The sequence below is a fragment of the Streptomyces sp. NPDC014727 genome (assembly GCF_043083485.1).
Lineage (GTDB): Bacteria > Actinomycetota > Actinomycetes > Streptomycetales > Streptomycetaceae > Streptomyces.
This window is the reverse complement of sequence record NZ_JBIBYR010000024.1, coordinates 1-25,685: the sequence shown is the minus strand read 5'-3', so window position 1 is coordinate 25,685 and position 25,685 is coordinate 1. Positions and strand designations below refer to the sequence as shown.

Annotated in this window: 28 protein-coding genes and 4 pseudogenes; 14 read left to right on the top strand and 18 right to left on the bottom strand. The window is 70.1% G+C overall.

Annotated elements, in window-relative coordinates; all coding sequences use genetic code 11:
* Positions 1-299: 299 nt before the first annotated feature.
* Together ACF1B9_RS29010 and ACF1B9_RS29005 are read right to left on the bottom strand one after the other, a co-directional pair.
* On the bottom strand, positions 300-857 hold the full coding sequence (locus tag ACF1B9_RS29010; RefSeq protein WP_391745555.1) for a hemerythrin domain-containing protein: 558 nt from the start codon (positions 855-857) through the stop codon (positions 300-302).
* 162 nt (positions 858-1,019) lie between these two features.
* Positions 1,020-1,346, bottom strand: a complete 327-nt coding sequence (locus ACF1B9_RS29005; RefSeq protein WP_391745517.1) for a plasmid stabilization protein — start codon at positions 1,344-1,346, stop codon at positions 1,020-1,022.
* 548 nt (positions 1,347-1,894) lie between these two features.
* On the opposite strand from ACF1B9_RS29005, the gene panD reads away from it, so the two are divergent.
* From panD to ACF1B9_RS28990, 3 genes and pseudogenes are all read left to right on the top strand, one after another.
* A complete protein-coding gene (gene panD, locus ACF1B9_RS29000) occupies positions 1,895-2,320 on the top strand; it encodes an aspartate 1-decarboxylase (protein ID WP_391745518.1) in 426 nt (141 codons plus the stop codon).
* 5 nt (positions 2,321-2,325) lie between these two features.
* Positions 2,326-2,442, top strand: a pseudogene (locus ACF1B9_RS28995) (N-acetyltransferase); the annotation flags it as partial.
* A gap of 33 nt (positions 2,443-2,475) precedes the next feature.
* Positions 2,476-3,102 carry an aspartate/glutamate racemase family protein gene (locus ACF1B9_RS28990; protein ID WP_391745519.1) on the top strand — a complete coding sequence of 209 codons (627 nt, stop codon included), beginning with the start codon at positions 2,476-2,478 and terminating at the stop codon, positions 3,100-3,102.
* A gap of 364 nt (positions 3,103-3,466) precedes the next feature.
* Here the strand turns inward: ACF1B9_RS28990 and ACF1B9_RS28985 are convergent, their stop codons facing one another.
* The 3 genes from ACF1B9_RS28985 to ACF1B9_RS28975 form a co-directional block, all read right to left on the bottom strand.
* Complete coding sequence (locus ACF1B9_RS28985) at positions 3,467-3,910, bottom strand: hypothetical protein (RefSeq protein ID WP_391745520.1); 444 nt, start codon at positions 3,908-3,910, stop codon at positions 3,467-3,469.
* Between the two features lie 2 nt (positions 3,911-3,912).
* Positions 3,913-4,401: a MarR family winged helix-turn-helix transcriptional regulator gene (locus tag ACF1B9_RS28980; RefSeq protein WP_391745522.1), complete on the bottom strand. Its 489-nt coding sequence runs from the start codon at positions 4,399-4,401 to the stop codon at positions 3,913-3,915.
* A 158-nt stretch (positions 4,402-4,559) separates the two neighbouring features.
* The gene (locus tag ACF1B9_RS28975; protein WP_391745523.1) at positions 4,560-6,062 is read right to left on the bottom strand and encodes a tetratricopeptide repeat protein; all 1,503 of its coding nucleotides are present in this window, start codon (positions 6,060-6,062) and stop codon (positions 4,560-4,562) included.
* Between the two features lie 205 nt (positions 6,063-6,267).
* On the opposite strand from ACF1B9_RS28975, the gene ACF1B9_RS28970 reads away from it, so the two are divergent.
* Positions 6,268-7,680 carry a M64 family metallopeptidase gene (locus tag ACF1B9_RS28970; RefSeq protein WP_391745524.1) on the top strand — a complete coding sequence of 471 codons (1,413 nt, stop codon included), beginning with the start codon at positions 6,268-6,270 and terminating at the stop codon, positions 7,678-7,680.
* Positions 7,681-7,687: 7 nt separating this feature from the next.
* Here the strand turns inward: ACF1B9_RS28970 and ACF1B9_RS28965 are convergent, their stop codons facing one another.
* The 3 genes and pseudogenes from ACF1B9_RS28965 to ACF1B9_RS28955 form a co-directional block, all read right to left on the bottom strand.
* Complete coding sequence (locus ACF1B9_RS28965; protein WP_391745525.1) at positions 7,688-8,485, bottom strand: family 1 encapsulin nanocompartment shell protein; 798 nt, start codon at positions 8,483-8,485, stop codon at positions 7,688-7,690.
* On the bottom strand, positions 8,485-9,555 hold the full coding sequence (locus tag ACF1B9_RS28960; protein WP_391745527.1) for a Dyp-type peroxidase: 1,071 nt from the start codon (positions 9,553-9,555) through the stop codon (positions 8,485-8,487). Before ACF1B9_RS28960 ends, ACF1B9_RS28965 begins: the two co-directional genes overlap by 1 nt.
* A 339-nt stretch (positions 9,556-9,894) precedes the next feature.
* Positions 9,895-10,358, bottom strand: a pseudogene (locus ACF1B9_RS28955) (NADP-dependent phosphogluconate dehydrogenase); the annotation flags it as partial.
* A 261-nt stretch (positions 10,359-10,619) separates the two neighbouring features.
* Here ACF1B9_RS28955 and ACF1B9_RS28950 point away from each other — a divergent pair.
* Together ACF1B9_RS28950 and ACF1B9_RS28945 are read left to right on the top strand one after the other, a co-directional pair.
* Complete coding sequence (locus tag ACF1B9_RS28950; RefSeq protein WP_391745529.1) at positions 10,620-11,408, top strand: discoidin domain-containing protein; 789 nt, start codon at positions 10,620-10,622, stop codon at positions 11,406-11,408.
* A gap of 3 nt (positions 11,409-11,411) precedes the next feature.
* Positions 11,412-11,693, top strand: a complete 282-nt coding sequence (locus tag ACF1B9_RS28945) for a discoidin domain-containing protein (RefSeq protein WP_391795949.1) — start codon at positions 11,412-11,414, stop codon at positions 11,691-11,693.
* 22 nt (positions 11,694-11,715) lie between these two features.
* Here ACF1B9_RS28945 and ACF1B9_RS28940 read toward each other — a convergent pair.
* Positions 11,716-11,838 (bottom strand): annotated as a pseudogene (locus ACF1B9_RS28940) (IS5/IS1182 family transposase); the annotation flags it as partial.
* 412 nt (positions 11,839-12,250) lie between these two features.
* Positions 12,251-12,556, bottom strand: a complete 306-nt coding sequence (locus ACF1B9_RS28935; protein WP_391745530.1) for a hypothetical protein — start codon at positions 12,554-12,556, stop codon at positions 12,251-12,253.
* A 215-nt stretch (positions 12,557-12,771) separates the two neighbouring features.
* On the opposite strand from ACF1B9_RS28935, the gene ACF1B9_RS28930 reads away from it, so the two are divergent.
* Both ACF1B9_RS28930 and ACF1B9_RS28925 read left to right on the top strand, forming a co-directional pair.
* A complete protein-coding gene (locus ACF1B9_RS28930) occupies positions 12,772-13,449 on the top strand; it encodes a response regulator transcription factor (protein ID WP_391745531.1) in 678 nt (225 codons plus the stop codon).
* Between the two features lie 7 nt (positions 13,450-13,456).
* A complete protein-coding gene (locus ACF1B9_RS28925) occupies positions 13,457-14,770 on the top strand; it encodes a sensor histidine kinase (RefSeq protein ID WP_391745533.1) in 1,314 nt (437 codons plus the stop codon).
* On the opposite strand, the gene ACF1B9_RS28920 is transcribed toward ACF1B9_RS28925, so the two are convergent.
* From ACF1B9_RS28920 to aztA, 3 genes are all read right to left on the bottom strand, one after another.
* Entirely contained in the window at positions 14,674-15,009 is a 336-nt protein-coding gene (locus tag ACF1B9_RS28920) for an integrase core domain-containing protein (protein WP_391795948.1), read from the bottom strand. The two genes, ACF1B9_RS28925 and ACF1B9_RS28920, sit on opposite strands and share 97 nt — an antisense overlap.
* Positions 14,960-15,127 (bottom strand): arginase family protein, encoded by a 168-nt coding sequence (locus tag ACF1B9_RS28915; protein WP_391795947.1) that lies wholly within the window; start codon positions 15,125-15,127, stop codon positions 14,960-14,962. Before ACF1B9_RS28915 ends, ACF1B9_RS28920 begins: the two co-directional genes overlap by 50 nt.
* A 302-nt stretch (positions 15,128-15,429) precedes the next feature.
* The gene (gene aztA / locus ACF1B9_RS28910) at positions 15,430-16,173 is read right to left on the bottom strand and encodes a zinc ABC transporter ATP-binding protein AztA (protein WP_391745534.1); all 744 of its coding nucleotides are present in this window, start codon (positions 16,171-16,173) and stop codon (positions 15,430-15,432) included.
* 14 nt (positions 16,174-16,187) lie between these two features.
* Between aztA and aztB the strand changes: the two genes are divergently transcribed.
* The 4 genes from aztB to aztD all read left to right on the top strand — a co-directional run bounded on the left by aztB (position 16,188) and on the right by aztD (position 20,600).
* The gene (aztB, locus tag ACF1B9_RS28905; protein WP_391745536.1) at positions 16,188-17,084 is read left to right on the top strand and encodes a zinc ABC transporter permease AztB; all 897 of its coding nucleotides are present in this window, start codon (positions 16,188-16,190) and stop codon (positions 17,082-17,084) included.
* Between the two features lie 10 nt (positions 17,085-17,094).
* Positions 17,095-18,336, top strand: coding sequence for a hypothetical protein (locus ACF1B9_RS28900; protein WP_391745538.1), 1,242 nt, complete (start codon positions 17,095-17,097; stop codon positions 18,334-18,336).
* Entirely contained in the window at positions 18,333-19,310 is a 978-nt protein-coding gene (gene aztC, locus ACF1B9_RS28895; protein WP_391745539.1) for a zinc ABC transporter substrate-binding protein AztC, read from the top strand. The genes ACF1B9_RS28900 and aztC overlap by 4 nt, the downstream gene beginning before the upstream one ends.
* 87 nt (positions 19,311-19,397) lie before the next feature.
* Entirely contained in the window at positions 19,398-20,600 is a 1,203-nt protein-coding gene (aztD, locus tag ACF1B9_RS28890; RefSeq protein WP_391745541.1) for a zinc metallochaperone AztD, read from the top strand.
* A 192-nt stretch (positions 20,601-20,792) separates the two neighbouring features.
* On the opposite strand, the gene ACF1B9_RS28885 is transcribed toward aztD, so the two are convergent.
* Together ACF1B9_RS28885 and ACF1B9_RS28880 are read right to left on the bottom strand one after the other, a co-directional pair.
* Entirely contained in the window at positions 20,793-21,188 is a 396-nt protein-coding gene (locus ACF1B9_RS28885; protein ID WP_391745542.1) for a DUF2267 domain-containing protein, read from the bottom strand.
* Positions 21,189-21,284: 96 nt separating this feature from the next.
* The gene (locus tag ACF1B9_RS28880) at positions 21,285-21,716 is read right to left on the bottom strand and encodes an Hsp20/alpha crystallin family protein (protein WP_391745544.1); all 432 of its coding nucleotides are present in this window, start codon (positions 21,714-21,716) and stop codon (positions 21,285-21,287) included.
* 128 nt (positions 21,717-21,844) lie between these two features.
* Between ACF1B9_RS28880 and ACF1B9_RS28875 the strand changes: the two genes are divergently transcribed.
* Positions 21,845-22,510 carry a type III effector protein gene (locus ACF1B9_RS28875; RefSeq protein ID WP_391745546.1) on the top strand — a complete coding sequence of 222 codons (666 nt, stop codon included), beginning with the start codon at positions 21,845-21,847 and terminating at the stop codon, positions 22,508-22,510.
* 118 nt (positions 22,511-22,628) lie between these two features.
* Here ACF1B9_RS28875 and ACF1B9_RS28870 read toward each other — a convergent pair whose 3' ends face one another.
* Both ACF1B9_RS28870 and ACF1B9_RS28865 read right to left on the bottom strand, forming a co-directional pair.
* Complete coding sequence (locus ACF1B9_RS28870) at positions 22,629-23,129, bottom strand: universal stress protein (RefSeq protein WP_391745547.1); 501 nt, start codon at positions 23,127-23,129, stop codon at positions 22,629-22,631.
* 5 nt (positions 23,130-23,134) lie between these two features.
* Positions 23,135-24,391 carry an SLC13 family permease gene (locus ACF1B9_RS28865; protein ID WP_391745548.1) on the bottom strand — a complete coding sequence of 419 codons (1,257 nt, stop codon included), beginning with the start codon at positions 24,389-24,391 and terminating at the stop codon, positions 23,135-23,137.
* 265 nt (positions 24,392-24,656) lie between these two features.
* Here ACF1B9_RS28865 and ACF1B9_RS28860 point away from each other — a divergent pair.
* Positions 24,657-24,836, top strand: a pseudogene (locus ACF1B9_RS28860) (transposase); the annotation flags it as partial.
* 152 nt (positions 24,837-24,988) lie between these two features.
* Here ACF1B9_RS28860 and ACF1B9_RS28855 read toward each other — a convergent pair.
* A complete protein-coding gene (locus tag ACF1B9_RS28855; protein WP_391745550.1) occupies positions 24,989-25,582 on the bottom strand; it encodes a hypothetical protein in 594 nt (197 codons plus the stop codon).
* Positions 25,583-25,685: the final 103 nt, after the last annotated feature.

The window sequence follows — 25,685 nt, the reverse complement described above, 5'->3', positions numbered from 1 at the left end:
GCGGACGCGCACGGGCGTCGGCACCGCCGAACGGGTCTGAACGAGCCGAGGACCCGGTTGTATCCGCGTGCGAGAACCGGGCCGGTGGCGAGGGCGCCTGCCCGGTGCGGAGCCGTTGCCGCGGACGCAAGCCCCGCCGGGCGGAGCACGGGAGCCGGCGGCCGGGGGTGTTGTGGACCGTCTGCGTCGACGCGCTCATGGCCCGGTGCATCACCCGCTGCCGCCGCACCGCAACACCGCCGCGGGGCGCGGCAGGCGGCGGTGCCCCGCGGCTGGCCCAGGACCGGTTTGTGGCGGGGTCATTCGCCTCGGCCGGTGATGAAGTCGCGGACACGATCGACCAGCCCCAGCCCAGGAGAAAGGATCTTGCTGGCCAGCGGGGAACTCGGAGCGCCGGGATGGGGACGAGTGGGAGCAGTGTCCTTCGCCATACGGACCTCCTGCCCCAAAAGATCCAGAACCTCCGGACCGCAAGCCGCACGGAGCTGAACGAACAGATTGCCCTCCTCGTCCTCGACATGGGCGCGGACCTCGGTGCGGAGCTTGACGAACAGATGGATGAGCTCGGGATCGTCCGCAGCCATCCCCTCAAGGTCTTTCAGAAGCCGCTCGACACGGCCGTGGTCGGCGATCTCCTTATCGGCCAGCGCATCCCCGCCTGGGACGTGCTCGCGCACCGCCGGATACAGGTGCTGCTCCTCCGCGACCGCGTGCCGCACCAGCTCAATCGTCAGCTGATCGAGCAGCCGTCTGCGTTCTGAGCCTCGCGCCGGAACAGCTTCGATCCGGTCGAAAAGTTCGCCCACCTCACGGTGGTCGGCCTTCAGTTCCTCGATGACGTCGCCGCCATGTCCCATGACGCATACCACCTTCCGGTCCAGACACGCGGGGAATTGCATTCCCAGGCCCGTGAAACAGATATCCGCCCAGGTGCCGGCCCTGCTGGTGTCATGCTGGATCGTTTCCTCGCGCTCAGCCATCGGCCCAGGAAGAGAACCTGTTCGGTGGGCCGTCCGAGGTCAATGACCGAGCGCTTTGCGCAGCTCCTCTTTGTTCATCGTCGAGCGGCCCTCGACGTGCTTCTTCTTCGCCTCTTCGTACAGCTGGTCCTTCGTGGGTCCCTGCGCTCCGCGATGGGACCGCTCACCTCCACGCTGTGAGGCGGATTTCGGGTCGCGGGTTGAGGTCTTGCTGGCTGATTCGGCCTCCCCGGACCGGGCCCGCTCCTTGTTGACCGTGCGCGCGGCAATTTCCTTCGCACGCCCCTCTGAGGCACCACGCTTCTCGGCGCTCTCCTTGATGTGCTCGTACTGCCGCTCCCGCTTACGGCTCGAACCTGCTGGCATCACACGGCTCCTTGTCTCGTTTCCGACCCTGCGCGCACGGCAGCCCGCGAGGTGTTTCCCGCGCTCGGTGCGCGATCGGCGATCCTCTACCGTGGCTGCCGCATGCACTCCACCCATACGCCCACAACACCCCGTACGCCACCGGGGAGCAGCACGTGGAACGTGCAGGACACCTGCTGAGAAGCGGTGGATGGTGTGGGGCAGGGGTGCTCCTGGTGGGGGTGGTTGGGTCCGTGGTCCGCATGCCCCTCCGTCCTCAGGGGAGTCGAGGTGCAGTGGGGGAGGGAGAAGAGCGGCCCTGAGGATGTGCCGGACGGCGGTTGCGTAGGCTGACGTCGTCGTCGCGGCGGGGCGGGGCGGGACGGGGCGGGCTGTCCGTGGATGGCATCCGATGTGCCTGGCGGGGCGTCAGGGGAGTGAGCAATCGGTGAGCATCAGTCCTCGAAAACCTGGGGCAAGCTGACCGGGCATGCGATTCGTTGTACGTTAGGCAAACAGCACTTGACCTGCAAAAACGCAGGCAGGGAGCCTAGCCGGGGAGTACCTCCATGATGCGTACCATGCTCAAGTCCAAGATCCACCGTGCCACCGTCACGCAGGCCGACCTGCACTACGTGGGTTCTGTGACCGTCGATGCCGAGCTGATGGAGGCCGCGGATCTGCTGCCCGGTGAGCTGGTGCACATCGTCGACGTCGACAACGGTGCCCGCCTGGAGACGTACGTCATCGAGGGGGAACGCGGCTCCGGTGTCATCGGTATCAACGGCGCCGCCGCCCACCTCGTCCACCCCGGTGACCTGGTCATCCTGATCAGTTACGCCCAGGTCGAGGACACCGAGGCCCGCCGGCTGACCCCGCGCGTCGTGCACGTCGACGCCGGCAACCGTATGGTCGGGGTCGGCGCCGACGCCTGCGAACCCGTGCCCGGCACCGCCACCGAACGGAGCCCGCGCGCTGTCGTCCCGGCGCGCTGACCCGGCTCTGCCCGTACGCCGCGAAGTGGGCGGACCGGCACCCCGACAAGGCTCCCGCGGCGCCGGCGGAACTGGTGGAGCAGGCGAAGAAGCAACTCACGTCCCGACCCGAGCTGTACTGATGAGTGGCGGGCGGGGGCTGTACCGTTTCGGCCGTGACACTCGCGCTGCTGCACACCTCACCTGTCCACGTCCCCGTCTTCGACGCCCTTCGGGACGCGGACCATCCCGGACTCGCCCTGCGCCATCTCGTGGACGAGGATCTGCTGCTCCGGGCCAGGGAGTCGGGTCCCGAAGCGGTGTCGGGCGAGATCCGGGCGCTGCTCGCCGGCGTTGTGGCCGAGGGGGCCTCCGCCGTGCTCTGCACGTGTTCGACGATCGGCGGGGTCGCCGAGTCGGCCTCGGCGATGATCGGCGTCCCCGTGCTGCGTGTCGACCGTCCGATGGCGGCCGCTGCCGTGCGGCGGGGGCGCGTGGTGGTTCTCGCCGCGATCACCGGCACTCTGGCACCGACGCTCGCACTGCTGGCCGAGGAGGCGGGGGAGCGGTCGGTCGAGATCCGTACCGTTGTGGTCGACGGGGCCTGGGCGTGCTTCGAGGCCGGTGACCGCGACGGCTATCTGGACCTGGTCGCGGCCGCGGCCGACGCGGTGACGGAGGCCGATGTGATCGTGCTGGCCCAGGCGTCCATGGCTGATGCGGCTTCCCGGACGGCCACCCGGATCCCGGTGCTCTCCAGCCCCCGGCCGGGCCTGACCGCCGCGGTCGTGGCGGCGCGCTGAGGCGCCGAACGGGGCGCGGAGAGACCCGTGGCGGAGCATCCCGAACCCGTACGCATCGACTCACCGGGCGCGGGCAGCCGCTCCGGGAGACGGTGGAAAGAGATCCACCCCGAACCGTTCGGAGGCCCCTGATGTCCGATCCGTACCCCGACCCCGTACCCCCGGCTCCCACCCCCGGACCGATGCCCGGGCCGCCGTCACCGCTTCCGGAGCCGCCGCCACCGCCGCCCGGACCCGTTCCGCCCGGCCCCTCGCCGGATCCGATTCCGCAGCCGCCCACACCGGAGCCGCAGCCGTCACCCCAGCCGGCCGGATGACCGGCCCAGGTGTGCCCAACGGGTCCGGCGCGCCCCGGCGGCGCGTCTCAGACCCCGGCCAGGGCCGCGTTCGCCCGCGTGGTGACCTCGGTGAGCACGCGGCCGGCCACTGCCAGGTCGTCGGCCGGCAGATCCCCGTACAGCCGGGCCGTGATCTCGGCGATTCCGGCCCGGTTCGCCTCCTGCCGGGCACGACCCGCGGCCGTGAGCACGACGCGCGGAGTGTCACCCGCGACCTCTTCCACCAGTCCTGCGGTGGCCAGTTCGGTCAGCACCGTTTCGGCGACTTCCGCGTCGATCTTCAGCGTGCCGGTCATACGGTCGACGAGCCCGGCCCGCTCCGTCGCCGCGCCGTGGTCCGCCGTGGCGTTCAGCGCCACCGACTGGTGGAATGTGGTTCCGGTGGCGGCCAGCACTCGTTCGAGTACGGCCCGGGTGGCGTAATGGGCCTGGCCGATGACCTGGCCGTTGACGGTCGGTGTGGCAGACATGACTACTCCTTGGTCTCGTTGGTCGATGGACTCGGCACTGAGGGAATCGGAACGTCGAGAAGAGCTGTCACGGTGCGGATGAACACCTCGGTGTCCGCACCGTCCAGACCGCCCAGCGGGGCCAGTTGCTGATCGAGGAGATTGCGCACGACATCGACCGCGCGGAGCGTGACGGTGCGTCCCGCATCGGTCAGCGAGAGCTGGACCGCCCTGGTGTCGCCGGGGTCGGTTGTGCGCTCGATGAGGCCGGCGGCCTCCAGGGCGCGGGCGAGCTTCGACACGTAGAGCGGTTCGAGGCCGGTGTGGTCCGCCAGTCGGCGCTGACTGGGCCGCAGCCCCGACTGCTGCATGCCGAGCAGGGATCCCAGCAAGGAGTACTGCGCGTGTGTCAGGCCGAGCGGCCCGATCGCCCGGTCCACGGCCACCCGCCACTTCATGGACAGGCGCCAGACCAGGAAGCCGGGGCTCGGTCCCTCGGATGTGCTGCTCATGAGAATTAATGTACATGGATACTATGTACATGGCTATTAAATTCCTCTGAAGCCCTCCGGGGCCGTCGGCCCTTGCTGTCGTTGCTGTTCCAGGGACCCGGACCGGCCGTCCGGCCGGATGTGGCCCCGTCGCCTCCGGCGCTACGGGCGCCGCCCGCTCACCCGGGCCGTCGAGGCGTGCCCGGTGCGGGGGTGTGGTGGGCCGACGGTCCGGCCCCGTCGGACGGAACCCGGGCTGTGGGCGGACGTACCGGCGCCGGTCCCAGCGTGGTGCTGCCGGGGGAGGCGCGGTGCCCGAGTCCGGTCCGGTACGCGTCCATCGCCGCCTCGGTGCGACCGAGGCGGCGCAACAGGTCTCCCAGAAGCTGGCAGATGTCCGCGAGATCGCCCGCCGCGCCCGCCCGTTCCAGCAGGGCCAGCGCCGTGACGTAGTGTTCCTCGGCGGCTTCGAGGTCTCCCTCGTCCTCGTGGACGAGGCCGAGCAGCCGGTGCGCGCCACCGGCGTGGACCGACCCCCGTTCGGGGTGCAGTTCGCCCAGGAGCCGGTGCAGCAGTTCCCGGGCCTCGGTCGTCCTGCCGCTTCGGCGCAGTACGTCCGCCAGCTCCACCTCGACCTGTGCCGTGTACAGCGCGGCCCGCTTCGACGCCAGCATGTCGCGGGCGGCGCGCAGTTCGGCCTCGGCACCGGACAGGTCGCCGTCCTGTGTGCGCACGTAGCCACGCATCCAGTGGCAGTGCGCCATCTCCGTACGGATCTGGAGCTGCTGGTAGATCTCGGCAGCCTTCGCGAGGGAGGCGTCGGCCTCCGTGGTGCGGCCTGCTGCGATCAGTGTGCGGGCGACGCTTCGGTGCAGTCCGGCGACCAGCTCGGGATCGGACACCTGCGGTGCGAGAGCCAGCGCCAGCTCACCCGCCTGTGCGGCGCGGGCGTGGGCGCCCATGTCCATGTACGGGGCGATCGAGGCCGTGTACAGCAGCAGCAGCGCGCCGGGGTCCTGCAGTCCGGAGGAGTTCAGCTCGTCGATGGCACTCTCCAGCAGGTAGCAGGCGTACCGGAGTTCGCCCGCCAGGAGATGGGCGACCGCCCGGCCGCGGACGGCCGGGGCGCGCCGGGGGAGCGGCGCGTCCCGGAGGATTTGCTCCGCACCCTCGAAGTGCTCACGGGCCACGGGCAGATCACCCGTCTCCAGCGCGCACTGGCCGAGCCCGAGGAGTGCCGTGGCGCGTTCCTCGCCGAGACCGAGCCCCTCGGCCTCGGCGAGCAGTCGGGAGTAGGTGGCGGCGGCGTCCTCGGCGGCGCCGGTGGCCAGCGTCCGCTGTGCCTCCACGAGTCTCAGCCGCAGATCGGTGGCGAGATGGGCGGGACGCCCCGTCGCCAGCTCCTCGTACGTCACGCCGAGCCGCTCCGCGAGGTGGCGAACGGCCGCTTCCGACGGGCGTACCCGGCCCGCCTCCAGAGTGGAGACGTAGGCCGGGGTGTACGCGGGCTCGGCGAGCTGACGTTGAGTCAAGCCGCGTTCGGCACGCAGTCGTTGCACGCGTCGCCCGATGGCTTCGGCATCGCTGTCGGGTCCGTGCGAGGAGTTCGGGGTGTGGGCGTCGTGCGGTCCGTCTCCGGGGAACGTGCCGGCTTCTCGTCCCACTGTGCGCTTCTCGTTCATCGCGCCCCGTCCTTCCGCCTTGCCCGGCCTCGAAATGTGGCCCATGCATCGTAAATGCCCGGTTGGGTGGCTCAACCGACGGGCTCCCCGGTCTTGTTGGGAAGGCCGCACGCTTCTATGTTAAGCATCGATTTAAATCGACTTAACTTATGGGTTACGTGACGGCGGGGAGCCCGAAGTGCCCCAGGACCTGGAGGAGTTGTCCATGCGCATACGCCCCCACGCGCGCCGAGCGACAGGAACGGTGGCGGGATTCGTTCTCGTCGGTCTCCTGGCAGTGGCCGCCGCACCCGCCTCGGCGTCGGTCACCGCCGCCGACCGCGACGGCGGCCGACGCGTCCAGGCCGAGTACTTCCCCGACCTCGGCGGTCCGGGCAGGACCGTGGAGGTCCCCACGACCACCTCCGCTCAGCGGGGCGGCGGCACCGCCGCCCCGCTGAGCGCTGCCGGAGCCGCCGTCGACGGCACGGTGGGCCGGCAGGCCGTGACCGGCCCCACAGACGACCGACTGGACGTCGTGATCATCGGGGACGGCTACACGGCGGACCAGCAGGACGACTTCCACGGGGACGCCACCGCCAAATGGGCCGACATCACCGCCCTGGAGCCGTACAGGAGCTACCAGGGTCTGTTCAATGTCTGGACCGTCGACGCCGTCTCGCGTGAATCCGGTATCAGCGGCGATCCCGCAGCGGACACCGCCCGGGACACCGCACTCGGCAGCTATTTCTGGTGCGCGGACACCGAGCGGCTGATCTGCACCGACATCGACAAGGTGGCCGCGTACGCCGCGAAGGCCCCGGCGGCCGACCTCGTGCTGGTGATCGCCAACTCCACCAAGTACGGAGGCGCGGGATACTCCGGACTGCAGGCCGAGGGGTACCCCTTCGACGGGGTCTCCACACTCTCCTCAGACCACGCCTCGTCGAGCCTGATCGCCGCTCATGAGATCGGGCACTCGGTGGGCCTGCTCGACGACGAGTACACGTACGACGCGTACGGCACCTGGACCGGAGGCGAGCCGGACGGCATCAACTCCACCACGTACACGCCGGCGCAGCTCACCGAGAAGCGCGCCAAATGGTACCGCTGGCTGGGGCGGAGCGACCCGTCCGGCGGCACGGTCGGCACGTACGAGGGAAGCGCCTACTACCCGTTCGGCATCCAGCGCCCGACCGCCTCATCGATCATGCGTGAGCTGAGCAACACCGAGTTCAACCTGCCCGGACGTGAGGCGATGATCGCGGGGTTCTACCGCGCGGGCAACGCGCTGAGCAGCACCGTCGACACAGCGGCGGCCGTGGGCCGGGGCAGCGGTATCACGGTGACCCTCGCGGGCCTCGGAGCTGTCGGTACCAAACCCCACGCGCACCGGCCCGACGCCGCCGCCGGACTCGCCAGGACCGATCTTCGCTGGTACGTCGACGGCGTCGAAAGAGTTGTCGCCCGGGGCCGTACCTCCGTCACCCCGGCCTCGCTCGGTGTCCGCGCGGACGGGCGCGGACACAAGGTGACCGCCGAGGCGGTCGACCGCACCGACGCCATCCGCGACCCCGTGGTCCGTGCTCTGGCCACCGAGACCCTCACCTGGCGCGTCGCGGCGACCGGGCACCGGTAGCAGGTCCTCAGGCGATGATCGGGACGACGGCCTCGGGCGTCAGCATCCGGAACGTGAACGCCTGATGCAAGTAGAGCCGGATGCTGGTCGCGTCGTGGCCCAGGTAGCCGATCGACAGGTCCTGGCCCAGGCGCAGCTCGAAGTCGCCGCCACGGGTGGACAGCAGCACACCGCCCGTGACGGCGGGGGCCCACAGGATCTGGTCGTCGAGCAGCCGGGTCAGATGCGTGGCCACCGGGTACCCGTGGTCGGAGGTCTCGGTCGCCTCGGTGAAGGCATCCGCACCGAGCAGCAACCGGTACGGCCCGTCGACACCGGCCAGCCGCAGCCGGGTCAGCGCCTGGCTGACGGCGGCCGGGTAGTCGCGGGCGTCGGCCGGCAAGGGCAGTGGTGCGTGCGAGGAGCCGTCCCGGAGTCCGGTGATGCCCGCCGACGCGTACCCGTCGATGATCGCCATGTCCTCGGCGAACGCGCAGGTACGGGCCGCGTCCTTGACGGGCTGCCAGTCGCTGTCGTCGGAACCGCGTTCGACGTCGTCCACGGCCGACCGGGTCACGGTGAACGGCACCCGCCAGTCGATGACGGGGATCGAGGTACGGGCCCTGGCGAGCACATCCGGCGTGGGAGGATCGATGTCCCGCAGATGACCGTCGCCGACGGCCGCCAGCTCGGGGCCGTCCGGACCGGTGACGTCGACGACGCGGCGGCCTGCCAGATGCCGGCTGAAGGTGCGCCGGGCCTCTTCTTCGATCTGGTCCCACGCGCCTTCAGTGACAGGGGCGAGCTCGCGGTGGAGGTTGTTCATCACTGGGCGCTTCCTTGCAGGCTGCCGATGCGCAGCGAACCGTCGTCCGAACGGACCGGGACCGGAGGCCGTGCCACCGGGGCGGACGCCGGTTCCGGCAGGGTCTCGGTGGCGGTCACCGCGGGCGACGGCGGCGGGGCGCCGAAGAAGTCGGCGCCGGGGACATAGAAGAGCGTGCCGGTGGCCGCTGTCGAGAAGTCGAGGATGCGGTCGTGCGTTCCGGGCGGATTGCCGAGGAACATGTTGCGGAGCATCTGCTCGGTCACGCCCGGGTCGGCGGCGTAGCCGATGAAGTAGGTGCCGAACTCGCCCTGTTCGAAGCTGCCGAACGGCATGTTGGCCCGCAGGATCTCGCGTTCCCTGCCGTCGGGGTCGGTGATGGTGTTGAGGGCGACATGCGAGTCGGCGGGCTTGACGTCGTCGGGTAGTTCGATGTCGGTGAACTTCGTACGGCCGATGACGCGTTCCTGCGCCTCGGTGCTCAGCGCGTTCCAGGACGCGAGATCGTGCAGATACTTCTGCACGATGACGTAACTGCCGCCCGTGAACTGCGGATCCTCCGGGCCGATCAGGGCCGCCGACCGCGCGTCAGCCCCGACAGGGTTCTCGGTGCCGTCCACGAAGCCGAGCAGATCCCGGTGGTCGAAGTAGCGGAAACCCTGCGTCTCGTCGACGACCTTCACCGACCCGCCGAGCCGGTCGAGCAGCTGGGACGCCCACTCGTAGCACACGTCCATCCGCTCGGCCCGGATGTGGAACAGCAGGTCCCCCGGGGTCGCCGGAGCATGGTGGCGGGCACCGTGCAGTTCCTGGAACGGGTGGAGCCCCGCGGGCCGGGGGCCCGCGAACAGCCGGTCCCAGGCGTGGGAACCGAAACCGGTCACGGAAGCCAGCTCGGTGCCCGGGAACCGGAATCCGATGGAGCGGGCGATCGCCGGAAGATCCGGCAGCACCTCGCGCACGACGGCCTCGCCACCGGGTTCGATCGTGGCGACCAGGATCAGGGCCGCACTGGTCAGCGGCGTGACGACGGGCTGCGCCGTGACCGGCTCCGGCGTGGCGTCGGGCATACGGGGGCTCCATGGGGCGTCTGCGGTACGGAACGACGACGGCGAGCGGGGCGGGGGGCGACAACAGGCCCCGATGCCACTTACGCACACGTACGGCAACGCCGCACCCCGGGAGACCCGACCGGGCGACCTCCCGGTCGGGTCTTCCAAGTCCCGAGTCCCAGGCCCGGACACCGAGAAGCACGACGACCGGCGATTCCGGCGCCCGCGAAGGGCGCGGGCGTGACGCCGCGCGCCCTCTCCCGTCGCTGGGACAGCTCATGCCCCGGCCTGTGGACGGGGAGGGACCCGGAGGGCCGTCGCGCACCGGACCGGACCCGGGCGGGCGCGCCCCGTGCCTCAGCCCGCCCCGACCTCGGAGCGGTCGCCGCCCCAGAGCGTGTGGAAGGAGCCCTCGCGGTCGGTGCGCCGATACGTGTGCGCGCCGAAGAAGTCGCGCTGTCCCTGGGTGAGCGCCGCGGGCAGCCGGTCCGCGCGCAGTCCGTCGTAGTACGAGAGCGCGGCCGCGAAACCAGGTGTCGGCACCCCCTGCCGCACGGCCTCGGCGACGACTGTCCGCCAGTCGTCCTGTGCCGCACCGATCTCCGCCGCGAACTGCTCGTCGGAGAGCAGGCTGAGCAGGTCGGGGCGGCCGTCGTAGGCCGCGCGGATCCGGTCCAGGAACGCCGCCCGGATGATGCACCCGCCCGCCAGATCGCCGCCACCGCGCCGAGATCGATGTTCCAGTCGTACGCTTCGCTGCCCGCTCGGATCTGATGGAACCCCTGCGTGTACGAGACGATCTTGGACGCGTACAGTGCCTGCCGGTGTGGGCGCCGCGTTGGTGCCTGCCGGACGGGCCGGCGCCGAGCCGGCCGGTGCCTCGGCGCCAGCCCTCGACAATTCCGCCGATGGCGGGCGCCGAGTGCTGAACTTCAACACCCATTGGGCATTCTGGCGTGAAGATGTCCCAGATGCTCACCAGCCCGGATTCAACGACTCGGCGTGGGCCGCGGTATCGGTGCCGCACACAATGCGACTGGAGCGCAAACGGCCCTCGGTGTACGACGCCTTCGCGGGAATCGGTGGGCGACAACATCCCGCGGATCGCGGTGCAGACCCAGAAGGCCCAGGCCGGCATCGGCTACGCCTTGATCGCCACCAAAACCTCCAGCGGCCCCGTCACCCTCACCGCGACCGCGACCGGACTGCAGAGCGGCAAGTACACCGTGCAGACCGTGCCCTACACCGGTCATCACGTCACCGACGGCACTCACCCCGAGTGGAAGAACATCTCCACGCTGGAGAACCAGGGCGCCCAGAACCTGGCCATGTTCAAGCCGGCGACCGCCTCCACCTCACAGTCCGGCAACGGGCCGGCCAACGCGGTGGACAACGCGGGGGAGACCAAATGGGTCGGGGACGGCCCCGACCCGGCCTGGTGGCAGGTCGATCTCGGCACGTCGGCCGACATCGAGCAGTTCCAGATCGTCTGGGAGACCGACCAGACCAGCTACAAGTACCAGATCCTGACCTCCGACGACGCCAGCACGTGGACCACGGCCGTCAACGCGGAGGACAACACCGCCAAGGTCGCCACCGCCAGCCACCAGGTGAAGACCACGGCGCGTTACGTACGCGTCAGCCTCCTCTCCGCCGGCGACTGGTGGCCGTCCATCCGTGAGTTCCGCGCGGTACCGCCAGGCGGCAGCGGCGGCGTCCCCCCGGCCGATCCCGGCCCGAAGATCGCCCGCGACCGGATCAAGACGGTCACCGCGTCCAGTAACGCCGCCGGCTTCGAACCCGCCAAAGCCTTTGACGGGGACATCACCTTCGGCACCGGGTGGAGCGCCTCCTCCTCAGCAGTTCCCTAGACACTGACCGCGGAGCTGACCGCAGCCCACAACCTCAACGGTGTGCGCATCCACTGGGGCAAGGACAGCAGCTGGTACACCTTCGACCTGCAGACCTCCACTGACGGAGCCACGTGGAACACGGTGTTCTCCGGTTTGACCCGAAGCGGCCAGTACACCCTTCCCGAAGTCTTCACCGCAACGAACGTGAGCCAGATCCGTATCGTCATCACCCAGGTCAGCGGCGGGGGCGCCCAAACCATCGCCGGCATCGCCGAGGTGGTTCTATACGGCACACCGGCATAAGAAGCCGTTTTCTCCCGGTGTTTTATCCCGGGATCAGCTGTTTGGTGTGTGGTGTCGGGTCGCGCAAGGAGATGGTGTTTTCGCCGGTGGGGCGACGGGTCATGAGGCTGGTCATGGCGAGGGGGTGGATCACGGCTTCGGAGCGGCATCTTCCTCCTTGACGGTACCTCCGTTGCCCTGTGGCGGACGGTGTCGACAAGCCAAAGGTCCCCGGCCGTCCGCTTCGCAGCGGATGGCCGGGGCCTCTGTGGTGCCCGGCGGCGGATGCAAGCCGTAGTCGCGGCTACCCGGCCCTACGGTGCCTGCGCCCAGGTGATACGCCTCCGGGCGCACGGGAACGGGCCGAGTGGGCAACCCGCGGTTCCCGTCTTCATGTTCCCGCGGGAACATGAAGACGGGCGCAAACGGCTTGAAGCGGGCCGGAGTGGGTCAGTACGGGCCGAAGCCGTGGGCATCAGTGCAGGTCGGAGAGGAACCGCAGGTCAGGTCAGGCTGCTGTGAGGGACCCACGTGCGGGGGCTCCGGCCGTCGGTGGTTGCGGCAGCTTCCCCCGCAGGCTAATTGCCCGCCTTGTTCGGCGTAGCAGGCGCAGTCGGTGTAGCCGGCTCGGCGTCCTGCGCCGGAGTGGTGGGCTGGGCCGGGATGCCGGGCTCGGCGTCCTGCGCCGGAGTGGTGGGCTGGGCCGGGATGCCGGGCTCGGCGTCCTGCGCCGGAGTGGTGGGCTTGGAGACCACGCTCGCCATCGAGGTGGTGTGCGGGCCGGCAGCCGAGGCGGCCGCCCCGGTACCCAGCGTCAGAGCGCCGACCGCCAAAGCGAGGGCAATGCTCCGGCGCTTGACGGCGGTGAAATTGGAACGAGTCACAAGTGTCTCCTTATGCCAAGTGAGTTGAACCCGGCGGACTGATCCGTCGGCACGCCCACTGTGGCGTACCGATACTGAGTCCTCGCTGAAGCGGCTGAACGCCCGCTGAAGGCCGCAGGAAGGAAGCCGGAAAGCCACTCGTCGGCCACGGGGCGTCAGGCCCACCGCCTGCGCTCTTCAGCAGAGACTCAGCTTGGGTGTGCCATGCTTCTTTCGTGCGGATCTTGGTGGTGGAAGATGATGTCCGGCTCCGCGAACTCCTCAAGGAGGGCCTGGAACAGGAGGGTTTCACCATCGAGACGGCGGGCGACGGGACAAGTGGCCTGGCGCTGGCCCGGAGCAGCGAGTATGCGGCGATCGTGCTGGACGTGATGCTGCCCGGACTGTCCGGCTATCAGGTCTGCTCCCGGCTGCGGGAGGCCGGCATCTGGACGCCGATCCTGATGCTGACCGCCAAGGACGGCGAATACGACGAGGCCGACGGTCTCGACATCGGCGCGGACGACTATCTGACCAAACCGTTCTCCTACCTCGTACTGGTCTCGCGGGTGCGGGCACTGGTGCGGCGCGGTGGCCTGGACCGACCTCAGGTGTTCAACCTGGGTGACCTGCGGCTGGAGCCGGCGGCCTTGGCCTGCAGCCGGGGGAACGAGATCATCACGCTGACGGCCAGGGAATTCGCCGTACTGGAGTGCCTGGCCCGCCGCGCCGGGCAGGTGCTCTCCAAGACCGAGATCTTGCACACGGTGTGGGATACCGCCTACGAGGGCGGAGCCAATCTCGTCGAGGTCTACATCAGAACCCTGCGCCGGAAGATCGACGTGCCGTACGGCCGGCGGGCGATCCGAACGATACGGGGCGCGGGCTATCTGCTCGCCCGCGACGGGGGGTGACCGCGGCATGCGTTTGCTGAGCGTCCGCGCCAAGGCCACGGCGGCCGCCACCGGAACCGTCGCCCTCGCGATCGCCCTGTGCATGCTGGCCCTGGTACTGGTCCTGCAGCAGAACCTGCGCGACAGCGCGAAGGCAGACGCCGAGCTGGCCGCCCTCACCATCGAGAGCCAACTGGCGACGCCCGAGGATTCTGGCGCTGCGGTGGTCATCGCGCCCCAATCGGTGACCATCAAGGACGCGGAGGGACGCGTGATCACCCCCGCGCGTCCGGCGGAACCGAAAGCTACGCCGAACGGCGAGTCAATCGGCAGCACCCCCACCATCATTCCTGCAGAGAGCGACCCGCCGTACAGCGTGGAGGTCACCCCGTCGACCACCGCTCTCGACAACGTCACCCGGCTCCTGCTGCGCCAAGTAGTTCCTGCGGCAGCCGGACTCGTGCTGCTCGTGGCCGCTCTTACGTGGCTGCTGGTCGGCCGCGCCCTGCGCCCGGTGGCCGCCATGCGGGAGGAGTTCACCGAGATCACCGCCCGCGATCTGCACCGCCGCGTACCGGTCCCCAAGGCGCGCGACGAGATCTCCGAGCTGGCGCGGACAATGAACGCCACGCTGGACCGGCTGCACCTCGCCATGACCCGGCAGCGCCAGTTCGTCGCGGACGCCTCCCATGAGCTGCGCAGCCCCATCGCGGCCGTACGTGCCCAGCTCGAACTCGCCCTGGCCCGCCCTTCACGGACGGACTGGCCGACCGCCGCGCACAAGGCCCTCCGGGACACCGAACGCCTCCAGACCGTCGCCTCCGACCTGCTGCTGCTCGCCAGGCTCGACGCGCAGGAGGCGCCTCCCCGGTCTCCCGTGGACCTCGCGGCGCTGACGGCCGAGGAGGTACGGCGCCACCCCTGCATGGTGGTGGTGTCGGACGGCTGCGCGGAATCGGATGGGGACAGCCCACCCGCCACCGTCCACGGCAGCCGGGTGCAACTCTCCCGGCTGCTCACCAACCTCGCGGACAACGCCCGCAGACACGCGCGCACAACCGTCTCGATCAGCGTCGGGGTGAGCGACGGCATGGTCGAACTGTCCGTGGACGACGACGGTCCCGGCATCCCGGAACCCGACCGCGAGCGCGTCTTCGAACGCTTCATCCGGCTGGACGACGCCCGATCCCGGCAGGACGGCGGCACCGGCCTCGGCCTCGCGATCGCCAAGGACATCGCCCACGCTCATGGCGGGACCCTAGCCATCCACACCAGCCCCCGGGGAGGCACCCGTGTGCTGCTGCGACTGCCGTGCCAGGGTGCGCCGTTCGTGGTCGCCTGAGATCGGTAGTGCTGGGCCTCGAATTCCTCGGGCGGGAGATAGTCGAGTGCTGAGTGCAGGCGCTCGGTGTTGTACCAGCCGACCCACTGGACGACGGCACGTTCTACTTGTTCAGCGTCCCGCCAGGGCCCTTGGTGCTCGATCAGTTCAGCCTTGAACGAGCCGTTGAGGGCCTCGGCCATGGCATTGTCATAGCTGTCCGCGACGGAGCCGACGGACGCGGTCGCGCCGGCCTCCAGTAACCGCTCGCCGTAGCGCTCCGAACGGCTCCCGGCTCCCGGTGTTCGGTACGTACACCGGATCGAACACGTCGACATCCAGGCTGACGTGGACCTTCCTTCCCCGGAGGGCCGACAGGGCGGCCGGGTCGACGTCGCGGACGAGCGTGACAGGGCCGGTGCCGACGGGTCCACGGTTGCATCCCGGCGTACTTCTGATCGCTCACGTCACTCGCTTCGCCGCTCGGCATCCACTGTGCCCGGGTTCGCCGGTGGCCGTCGGCGCGGTGATCGCGCGGTGCCGGGCCTGCCCAGCTTAGTGAGGCAGCTTGTGCCGACCGCGGGTGGAGCCGGCGAGTTCCTGTGAATTCCGCCGACGCCCCGCGGCACACACGGTGGTGACGCCAGCCCGCCGGGCGCCACCGGCCCGGTCCGGCCGCTTCACGCGGGCTGCCAGATATGGGACAGGGCTGTCGGGGTGAGTACCTGCTCGGGTGGGCCCTGCCCCACCAGTCGGCCATCGCTGAGGAGCAGGCAGGCGTCGGCCGAGCGGGCGGCCTCCAGGTCGTGCGTGGCCTGGACGACGGTCGTGCCGTCGGCGACCAGGTCCGTCAGCAGCGCCGTGATCCCTTCCCGGGCTTCGGGGTCGAGCCCGGTGGTCGGTTCGTCCAGGAGCAGCAGGTCGGACTGCTGGGCGAGGCCCTGGGCGATCAGGACGCGTTGGCGTTGCCCACCGGACAGTTCGCCGAGCTGGCGGGCGGCGAGGTCGGCGACGCCGAGTCGTTCCATGGCGGAGTCGACCACGGTCCGGTCCTGCCGGGTCAGCCGTCGCCACAGGCCCCGCTCGTTCCAGCGACCCATCTCCACGGTCTGCCGGGCCGTGAGGGGGAGTGCGTCGCCGACGGCGCCGCGCTGCGGGACGAAGGCCGGCGGGCGGCCTTCCGCGTATCGCAGCTGCCCGGCTGTGGCATCGATCATGCCGGCGAGGACGCCGAGCAGCGTGGACTTCCCGCTGCCGTTCGGCCCGACGAGCGCCGTCATGGCCAAGGCCGGTATGCGCGCGGTGAGTTGACGGAGTACCGGACGGCTGGGATAGCCCGCCTCCAGGTCGCTGAACCGGACGCGTTCGTTCCTTGGCTCGTCGCCGGGCAGCACTGGTGGGTGTTTTTTGAACATGATTGTCATTGTAGTGTTCTCGTATGGAGTGGTTGACGGCCCCTTTCGAGGTGGCCTTTGTGCAGCGAGCCCTGTGGGCCGGGATCCTGGTGTCGGCGATATGCGCCCTCGCGGGGACGTGGGTGGTGCTGAGGGGAATGGCCTTCCTCGGCGACGCCATGTCCCACGGACTTCTGCCGGGCATCGCGGTCGCTGCACTGCTCGGGGGCAACCTGCTGGTGGGGGCGGTGGTGAGCGCGGCCGTGATGACGGCCGGTGTCCACGCCCTCGGTCGCACTCCGAGACTGTCCCAGGACACCGGTATCGGCCTGCTGTTCGTCGGCATGCTGTCCCTCGGCGTCATCATCGTGTCGCGCTCGCAGTCGTTCGCCGTGGACCTCACCGGGTTCCTCTTCGGTGACGTCCTCGCGGTTCGCGAGAGCGACCTGTTCCTGCTCGGGGTGGCGCTGCTGCTGGCGCTGGTCGTCTCGGTGCTCGGTCACCGGGCCTTCCTGGTGCTTGCGTTCGACGACCGCAAGGCCAAGACGCTCGGCCTGCGTCCCCGTCTTGCGCACGCCGTGCTGCTCGGTCTGCTGGCCCTGGCCATCGTGGCCTCGTTCCACATCGTGGGCACGCTGCTCGTCCTCGGTCTGCTCATCGCCCCGCCGGCGGCGGCCCTGCCCTGGGCGCGAAGTGTGCGCGGTGTCATGGTCCTTGCCGCGGCCCTCGGCGGGGCCGCCACCTTCGGCGGTCTGCTGCTCTCCTGGCATCTGAGCACCGCGGCCGGCGCGACCGTCTCGGCCCTAGCGGCCAGCCTCTTCTTCCTGTCCCACCTGGCGTCCGGCCTCCAGCACCGACGTCGTGCACGCCGCGCCGGTCTTCCCGCCCGTGCCGCCACGTTCACCGCGAACGCCCCCACGACCCGACCGAACGAAACCTGAGGCGATCTCCTTGTGCGTCCGAAGAAACGTCACACCTCTGGTGTCGGCACTCCTGTCCGTGGCCCTTCTGTCCGCGGGTTGCGCGGGCCAGGAGGACGCCGAGTCCAGCCCCGAGAGTCCTTCTTCTTCCTCCGCCACCCCCCACGGCTACGTCGAGGGTGCCACCGAGGCCGCTGAGCAGCAGTCCCGGCTCCTTCTCGGTGACCCCGGCACCGGGGACACCCGAGTGCTGGACCTGATCACCGGCAAGACGCACGACACCGCGCGCAGAGCCGGTGTCACCGAACTCACCACGGACGCCCGTTTCGGCTACTTCCACGGCGCGGACGGTACCCATGTCCTCGACAGCGGCGCGTGGATGGTCGACCACGGAGACCATGTGCACTACTACCGCGCGAAGATCCAGGAGGCAGGCGAACTCCCGGGCGGCACCGGCACGAGCATCCGCAGCGACGCGGGCGTTACCGTCGTCACGGCAGCGGACGGGAAGGCGGGCGTCTACCCCCGTGCCGATCTGGAGAAGGGTGCCATCGGTACCCCGGACCAGCTGCCGGGCACCTACGCCGGGCCCGTCGTGCCGTACGCGGAACACCTGATCACCCTCACGCGCGACGGTGACGCTCCCGCGAAGGTCGTCGTGCTCGACCGGTCCGGCAAGCACGTCGCCACTCCGGAGCCCGAGTGCCAGGACCCGAAGGGTGACGCGGTCACCCGGCGGGGGGCCGTCCTCGGCTGCGCCGACGGCGCCCTGCTCGTCCGCGAGGACGACGGCTCCTTCACCGCCGAGAAGATCCCGTACGGCGAGGACGTGCCGAAGACGAAGCGGGCCGCGGAGTTCCGGCACCGTCCGGGCAGCAGCACGCTCACGGCGCCCGCCGGCGAAAACGCCGTCTGGGTCCTGGACGTCACTGAGGGGGCCTGGACGCGGGTGGAGACCGGCCCCGTGGTCGCCGCCAACACCGCGGGTGAGGGCTCGCCGCTGATGGTCCTGGAGACCGACGGAGCCCTGCACGGCTACGACATATCCACCGGCAAGGAGGCCACGGTCACCGGACGTCTGCTGAAGGACGTCCCCAAGGCCGCCACCGGCGAAGCCTCGGCACCGGTGATCGAGGTCGACCGGAGCCGGGCCTACCTCAACGATCCCGCGGGCAAGCGCGTGTACGAGATCGACTACAACGACGACCTCCGTGTCGCCCGCACCTTCGACCTGGACGTCCGGCCGTCCCTGATGGTGGAGACGGGCCGATGAGCGCGCGTGTGCGGGTAGCGCGGCTGCGCGCCCTGCTGCTCACCCTGGTCACCTTCTTCGTTGTCGCCGGTACCGCGACCGGATGCGCGAGCGGCGGCGATGAGCGGCCCCGGGTCGTGGTGACGACCAACATCCTCGGTGACATCACCCGGGAGATCGTCGGGGACGAGGCGGACGTCAGCGTCCTGATGAAGCCCAATGCCGACCCGCATTCCTTCGGCCTGTCGGCCGTACAGGCCGCCGAACTGGAGAACGCGGACCTGGTCGTCTACAACGGCCTGGGCCTGGAGGAGAACGTACTGCGGCACGTGGAGGCAGCCCGCGCATCGGGTGTGGCCACCTTCGCGGCCGGCGAGGCGGCCCATCCCCTCACCTTCCACGCGGGCGAGGAGGGCGGTCCCGACGACGAGGCCGACGAGTCGGACCCGCACTTCTGGACCGACCCCGACCGCGTGCGCAAGGCAGCCGGCCTGATCACCGACCAAGTCGTGGAACACGTCGACGGCGTGAACGAGCAAGCGGTCCGGGACAACGCCGAACGCTACGACGGACAACTCGCCGACCTCACCACCTGGATGGAGAAGTCCTTCGCGGCCATCCCCGAGGACCGCCGCGCCCTGGTGACCAACCACCACGTCTTCGGCTACCTGGCCGACCGCTTCGGCTTCCGCGTGATCGGCGCGGTCATCCCCAGCGGCACGACACTCGCCTCACCCAGCTCGTCCGACCTGCGCTCCCTCACCCAGGCCATGGAAAAAGCCAAGGTGCGCACCGTCTTCGCCGACTCCTCCCAGCCCACCCGGCTCGCCGAGGTCCTGCGCCAGGAGATGGGCGGTGACGTGGACGTCGTCTCGCTGCACTCCGAGTCGCTGACCGAGAAGGGCAAAGGCGCCGGCACCTACCTGGAAATGATGCGCGCCAACACCTCGGCCATGGCCGAGGGCCTTACCGGTGACCGACCCGCCGGTGACTGACCAGCTTCCCCCGAGGGTCGGCACACAGATCGCCGGCCGCTCCACCACACAACCCGTGCCCTCAGGGCCGGAGAGGACATACACACGATGAACAGGTCGACACGCGCCAGAATGCTCACGGGCACGGCCCTCGCCCTGACGGTGTCCATGGCGCTGACCGCCTGCGGCGGCAGCGACGACGCCTCGTCCGACGCCGAGCCGAAGAAGCAGACGAAGAGCAGCGGGGCCGCCGCGGTCAAGAACCCGCTGGTCGCCTCCTACGACGGGGGACTGTACGTCCTCGACGGCGAGACCCTGAAGCTGGCGAAGACGATCGAGCTGCCCGGCTTCAACCGGGTCAACCCGGCGGGCGACGAGGACCACGTCATCATCTCCACGGACAGCGGCTTCCGCGTGTTCGACGCGTCCCGGCAGACCTTCACGGACGCCGAGTTCAAGGGTGCGAAGCCCGGTCACGTCGTGCGGCACGGCGGCAAGACGGTCCTGTTCACCGACGGCACGGGCGAGGTGAACGTCTTCGATCCCGCGGACCTGGCCGGCGGGAAGCAGCCGGATGGCCGGACCTACACCTCCGTCGAGCCCCACCACGGCGTCGCCATCGAACTGGCCGACAGCGAGCTCGTCAGCACCCTGGGCACCGAGGAGAAGCGCACCGGCGCGCTCGTCCTGGACAAGAACAACAAGGAGATCGCACGCGCCGAGAACTGCCCGGGTGTCCACGGCGAGGCCGCCGTCGAGGGCGAGGTGGTCGGTCTCGGTTGTGAGGACGGCGTCCTGCTCTACAAGGACGGCAAGTTCACCAAGGTCGACGCCCCCGACGACTACGCCCGCACCGGCAACCAGGCCGGCAGCGACGCCTCCCCGATCCTCCTGGGTGACTACAAGACCGACCCCGAGGCCGAACTGGAACGACCCACCCGCATATCGCTGATCGACACCCGCACGGCGAAGATGAAGCTGGTCGACCTCGGCACCAGCTACTCCTTCCGCTCGCTCGCCCGTGGCCCGCACGGCGAGGCCCTCGTGCTCGGCACCAACGGTGTCCTCCACGTCATCGACCCGGAGACCGGAAAGGTGGAGAAGGAGATCGAAGCGGTCGGCGACTGGACGGAGCCCCTGGACTGGCAGCAGCCCAGGCCCACCCTGTTCGTCCGCGACCACACGGCGTACGTCTCCGAACCGGGCAAGCGTCAACTGCACTCCTTCGACCTGGACTCGGGTGAGAAGCTGACGTCCGTGACACTGCCGAAGGGCACCAACGAACTGTCCGGGACGGTGGCCGGTCACTGACCGGTCCCGCTCCCAGCACTCCCCACGCAGTGCCCACCGGCCCAGGGCCGGCGGGCACTGCGTGCTGCCCGCATCACGCGGCTAGGGTTGAGCGCCCCCTCTGTGCTTGAACACTCTGCGGTAGTCGCCTTTCTCGTCGTCGAGGTCGTGGTGCGGGTGCCCGGCGGGCCGGGGCACCAGGTGTGGGGGTGGTCAGGTGGGCTGGGGGCGGCCGAAGAGGAGGTCGTAGCCTGCGGGGAGCTGGAGCAGGATCTGCTTGAGCAGGTCGTCGCCGGCAGCGTCGGCGACCGTGCTGAGGACGGCGCTGACGTCCCAGGCCGCGGTCTGTTCGGTGGCCCCGTCGATCCAGGCCGCCGTCGCCCGCAGGAACCGTTCGGGTGACAGGGGTTCGGCGCTCTGCAGCGGGTTGAGCAGGATCAGGGCGAAGTCTTCGGGCAGGCGCGCCGCCAGCTGGGCACGCACCTCGCCGAGCAGGTGTGCGCCCAGCAGGGCGAGCACCACGCGGGCCGCGCGTTCTGCTTCGTGTCGGCTCCCGTACTCGCCGCGTTCCTCCACATGCTCGAGGAACGCTTCCCATCGCAAGGTCACGTCGACCGCCACCCTTCTTGGTCCGGTGGTGCGGAGGACGGGGTGAGGGGGATCAGGCGCCCGTCCTCCGCCGCTGTTCGGCCCCGGTCGCCGGGCTCAGCCGGAGATCTCCTTGTGGGAGGATTCCCCGCCGATGGCGATCTTGCGGGGCTTGGCGCGCTCGGCGATCGGGATGCGCAGGGTCAGCACCCCGGCGTCGTAGTCGGCCTTGATGCGCTCGGTGTCCAGCGTGTCCGCCAGCACGATCTGGCGGGAGAAGACGCCCAGCGGCCGCTCCGACAGTTCCATCTGCACGTCGTCGGCCTTCGCCACGGGCCGACGCTCGGCCCTGACGGTCAGCATGTTCCGTTCAACGTCGATGTCGATCGCCTCCGCGCTGACGCCGGGAAGGTCGAAGGCCACCACGTACTCGTCACCCTCGCGGTAGGCATCCATCGCCATCGCGGACGGCCGCGACCAGGTGCCGGAGCTGGTCAGCTGCTGGGCGAGACGGTCGAGTTCGCGGAACGGGTCGGTGCGCATCAACATCGCGAAACACCTCCAGAAGGTTCGGGCAGTACCTGCCAATGCGCTTCATTGAAACCGTTGTAACATGTCATCCAATGGATGACAAATATGGTGTCGTCGAAACGATGACAGCCCGGAAAGGGGTGCCCATGGCAGCAGCCGGCCAGCCGGCCTCTTCCAGCGCCGACGCCCAGAGCCCGGCTTCGTTTCTCGCCGCCGCAGCAGCCCTGGAAACCATCAACCACGCCCTGCGCACCGCGCAGCAAGAGGCCCCCGGCGCCCCCGCCAGCGGGAGCGTCGGCCCGGAGCAGGCCCTGGCCTCCCTCCTGTTGCTGCGACAGGTGCGCGAGCAGCTCGCCGGGTGGGAAACCGGCCTGATCGAAACCGCCCGCCACGCGGGCGCCAGCTGGGCCGACCTCGCACACCCCCTCGGCGTAGCCAGCCGCCAGGCCGCCGAACGCCGCTTCCTGCGCAACCGCCCCGGCACCGCCGGAACCACCGGAGAACAGCGCGTCCAGGCCACCCGCGAGCGTCGCGCCGCCGACCGCACCATCGCCACCTGGGCGCGCCACAACGCCGCCAATCTGCGTCGCATCGCCGGACAGATCACCGCCCTCACCGACCTCCCCGCCGCCGCCCGCACCCCGCTCAGCCAACTCGACGCGGCCCTCGCCCACGACGACCCCGCCACCCTCATCCACCCCCTGACCGCGACACGTCCCTACCTGACCGCCGCCCATCCCCGCCTCGCCACCCAGCTCGACACTCTCATCGGGCAAGGCGCCCAGCACCCTGACCGACCCGGCTACGTGTAGCGACTGTCGGCCTGCCGCCGCGCACAGCGCACCCCGCTCACGCCCCGCCGAGCTGGCGGCGTGCGGGGCGTGAGCGGGGTGCGCTGTGTGACACCCGTAACCGGGCCGGTGCTTGCGGCTACCGGCGGTGTGGTGGTTGTGGTGGCGGGGGCGGCATTGTGGCGACGCCGGGGGCGGTTTCGGGCCAGACGAGCAGGACGGGACAGGGGGCGTGGTCGACGATGAAGCGGCTGGCGGGGCCGATACTGCGAGGCCCGAGGTGGGTGCGGTCGCCGTCGCGGGCGAGGATGAGCAGGTCGGCGCCCTCGGCGGCGGCCACGACCTCCTGCTCGACGCGGCCGGTGCGCTCAACACGTTTACAGGGGCGCCCCAGGCGCTGCGCGGCTTCGGCGAGGAGTCGTTCGGCGGAGGCGGTGGCCAGGTGCTCGACCGCGGTGCCGGGGTCGCGTTCGGGATGGCCACGGCCGAGCAGCCCGGCAAAGGCGCCGTGCGCGGCGCCGGGGGCTTCGGGGCCGGTGACATGCAGCAGCACGATGTCGGCGGCCTCGGGCGCGTGGCTGCGGGCGGCGTCGATGCTGGAGGGCCAGGTGCCCTCGGTGATCCAGGCAATGACTCTCACGGTGATCAGCCTCCGATGACGGTGAGCGAGGCCCACAGTGTCACCACTGCGAGCAGCAGGGCGGCAGGCACGGTGAACAGGCCAAGCCGGGTGAACTCACCGAGCTCGACGTTACTGTCGTGTTCGTGCACGATGCGCCGCCACAGCAGGGTGGCCAGGGAACCGGCGTAGGTGAGGTTGGGTCCGATGTTCACCCCGAGCAGCACCGCGAGGACGGCACCGGGCCCGGACGATGCGGTCAGCGGCAGCAGCACCAGCACGGCGGGCAGGTTGTTGATGACGTTCGCCAGCACCGCGGCCAGCCCCGCGATAGCGAGCAGGGCCGCAAAGCCGGTGCCGCCCGGGACCAGATGGCCCAGGCCGGTGGCGAGGCCGTTGTCGACGACCGCGCGGACCACGATGCCCAGGGCCAGAACGAAGGCGAGGAACGGGACCGCAGCGGCGCGCACGATGGCGGTGGGCCTGGTACGGCGCTGCGCAAGAGCACGCACGGCCAGTACGACGGCGCCGGCGAAGGCCGCCCAGGCGGGATTGACTCCGAGCGCGGAGGTCAGGACGAACCCGGCCAGTGTGCAGGCCACGGTGGCCAGGGCGAACACCGGCAGCTCACGGGGTTCGGCGGTTGGTGGGGCCTGGGCTCCGGCGTCCAGGTCGGTGGCGAAGAACCGGCGGAAGACCACGTACTCGGTACCGATGGCGGCCAGCCAGGGCAGGACCATCAGCGCGGCGAAGCGGGTGAAGCTCAGTCCGCTGGCAGCGAACGCCAGCAGGTTCGTGAGGTTGGAGACCGGCAGCAGCAGCGAGGCGGTGTTCGACAGGTGGGTGCAGGCGTAGACATGCGGTTTGGGCCGGGCACCGAGCCGGGCGGCGGTGGCGAAGACCACCGGGGTGAGGAGCACGATGGTGGCGTCCAGGCTGAGCACCGCCGTGATCACTGATGCCGCTGCGAACACCTGGACCAGCAGGCGGCGCGGGCGACCTGCCGCGGTACGGGCCATCCATGCTCCGCACGCGTGAAACAGGCCCTCCTCGTCGCACAGCTGGGCCAGGACCAGGACGGCGGCGAGGAAGCCGATCACCGGTCCGAGCCGCGCGGCCTCGTCGCGGGCATGGTCCAGCGAAATCGCTCCGGTGGCGATGACCACGCCTGCGGCCGGGACGGCGACGACCGCCTCCGGCCAGCCGAACGGGCGGATAACGGCGCACGCCAGCACCGCCAGGAGCAGAACGACGGAGACAGCCTCCGCCAGCGAGGAGTTCACGATCAGATCTTCTCCCGGCCGTGTGATGCGGCGGCCAGCACGTCCGCCGGACGGGTAATCACCGCAGGCTGCCCTACCCAGGCAGCGCCCGACAAAGCGACGCGACCCAAGTCGACGTGAGGACGTCCCCTGGCCGCGGTCAGTCCTCCGCGCCGCCCTCGTCGTCGAGCCCGACCGCATCCGTGTCGCGCAAGGGCCGCAGCGTGCCACCCGCGGGGGGTGGAGGCGGTGAAGCTGTAACGGTCGAGGACGTTCAAAGAGAGGACTGCCCGGCTGGAAGCAGGCTCATAACAAGTCCCACAAGCAAGTCCGCGCCCGCGTTGAGCGCACCTTCGCCCGCATGAAGAGCTGGAAGATTCTCCGCGACTGCCGCCTCAAGGGCGACGGCGTCCACCACGCCATGCTCGGTATCGCCCGGCTGCTCAACCTCGCCCTCGCCGGATAGACCACCAGGCCGTACAGCACCCCACCAAGCCCGAGGCCACTCAGAGATCATTTACGGGACAGCCCGACCTTCCTGGACCAGCACGGGATCCCCCGGTCGAAGTCCTGGCGAACCCTCGGAAGCCGACCCCGACATCAAGATCCCCGACAGAGTCAAGTCAGGGATGGAGAGTCGGGGCACGAGTCGGTCGACTGTGTGATCGTCCAACCGTCCCCGAATACACGGACGCTCGAGTGTGCGGGGGAGCGTTGCGCGGTGTCGGGAGGTGCCGTGGAGGCGCCGTCCTGATCCTCGTTCGCGGGTACCCCGGCAAGCGGCGGAGCCATGTGGGCCACCGTGCACGCCAACTGCAGCATGGCCGAGTGGCTGAGGGGAGGGACATCTTTGGGGAGGTGGACAGAGAGGGCGTCGTCTCCGCCGATCGCCACCTCCAGTGTGTCCGTCAGGCGGGGCAGCTCCGTGGTGGCCGTCGTGGCCTCGCTCGTGGTCGGTCCGGCGAACAGAAAGCGCACGACGGCCGCGAAGTCCCCGGGGTCGCCGATGTTGCGCAGATAGGGCCTCAGCTCTCCGTTGTGCAGGAAGTAGAGGGCGATGGCGGCGGGCACCGGGGGCTTCGGACTGGGAGGGGACATACCGCTCGCCGGTTCGCCGGCCTCGATGACGTCGGACGGGGGGACTCCGCACGCAGCCAGGGTGAGCGCGGCCGTGAGCCCGGCCAGCAGCGCCCCTACGCGCGAGCCCTTCACCGGGCACTCACGGCGACGTCGTCGGCGGCGGCTGCGGAGTCGCGGTGCAGGGGGAGCTCGACCGTGAACACCGCGCCGCCCCCGGGCAGGTTCGCCGCACGAA

Coding starts and splice junctions, on each gene's coding strand:
- aztA (WP_391745534.1), bottom strand. CDS start 16,173: ATGACAATCATGTTCAAAAAACACCCACCAGTGCTGCCCGGCGACGAG.
- ACF1B9_RS28960 (WP_391745527.1), bottom strand. CDS start 9,555: ATGCCCGACGCCACGCCGGAGCCGGTCACGGCGCAGCCCGTCGTCACG.
- ACF1B9_RS28970 (WP_391745524.1), top strand. CDS start 6,268: ATGCGCATACGCCCCCACGCGCGCCGAGCGACAGGAACGGTGGCGGGA.
- ACF1B9_RS28925 (WP_391745533.1), top strand. CDS start 13,457: ATGCGTTTGCTGAGCGTCCGCGCCAAGGCCACGGCGGCCGCCACCGGA.
- ACF1B9_RS28975 (WP_391745523.1), bottom strand. CDS start 6,062: ATGAACGAGAAGCGCACAGTGGGACGAGAAGCCGGCACGTTCCCCGGA.
- aztD (WP_391745541.1), top strand. CDS start 19,398: ATGAACAGGTCGACACGCGCCAGAATGCTCACGGGCACGGCCCTCGCC.
- aztB (WP_391745536.1), top strand. CDS start 16,188: ATGGAGTGGTTGACGGCCCCTTTCGAGGTGGCCTTTGTGCAGCGAGCC.
- ACF1B9_RS28880 (WP_391745544.1), bottom strand. CDS start 21,716: ATGTTGATGCGCACCGACCCGTTCCGCGAACTCGACCGTCTCGCCCAG.
- ACF1B9_RS28875 (WP_391745546.1), top strand. CDS start 21,845: ATGGCAGCAGCCGGCCAGCCGGCCTCTTCCAGCGCCGACGCCCAGAGC.
- aztC (WP_391745539.1), top strand. CDS start 18,333: ATGAGCGCGCGTGTGCGGGTAGCGCGGCTGCGCGCCCTGCTGCTCACC.
- ACF1B9_RS29005 (WP_391745517.1), bottom strand. CDS start 1,346: ATGCCAGCAGGTTCGAGCCGTAAGCGGGAGCGGCAGTACGAGCACATC.
- ACF1B9_RS28965 (WP_391745525.1), bottom strand. CDS start 8,485: ATGAACAACCTCCACCGCGAGCTCGCCCCTGTCACTGAAGGCGCGTGG.
- ACF1B9_RS28980 (WP_391745522.1), bottom strand. CDS start 4,401: ATGAGCAGCACATCCGAGGGACCGAGCCCCGGCTTCCTGGTCTGGCGC.
- ACF1B9_RS29010 (WP_391745555.1), bottom strand. CDS start 857: ATGGGACATGGCGGCGACGTCATCGAGGAACTGAAGGCCGACCACCGT.
- panD (WP_391745518.1), top strand. CDS start 1,895: ATGATGCGTACCATGCTCAAGTCCAAGATCCACCGTGCCACCGTCACG.
- ACF1B9_RS28985 (WP_391745520.1), bottom strand. CDS start 3,910: ATGTCTGCCACACCGACCGTCAACGGCCAGGTCATCGGCCAGGCCCAT.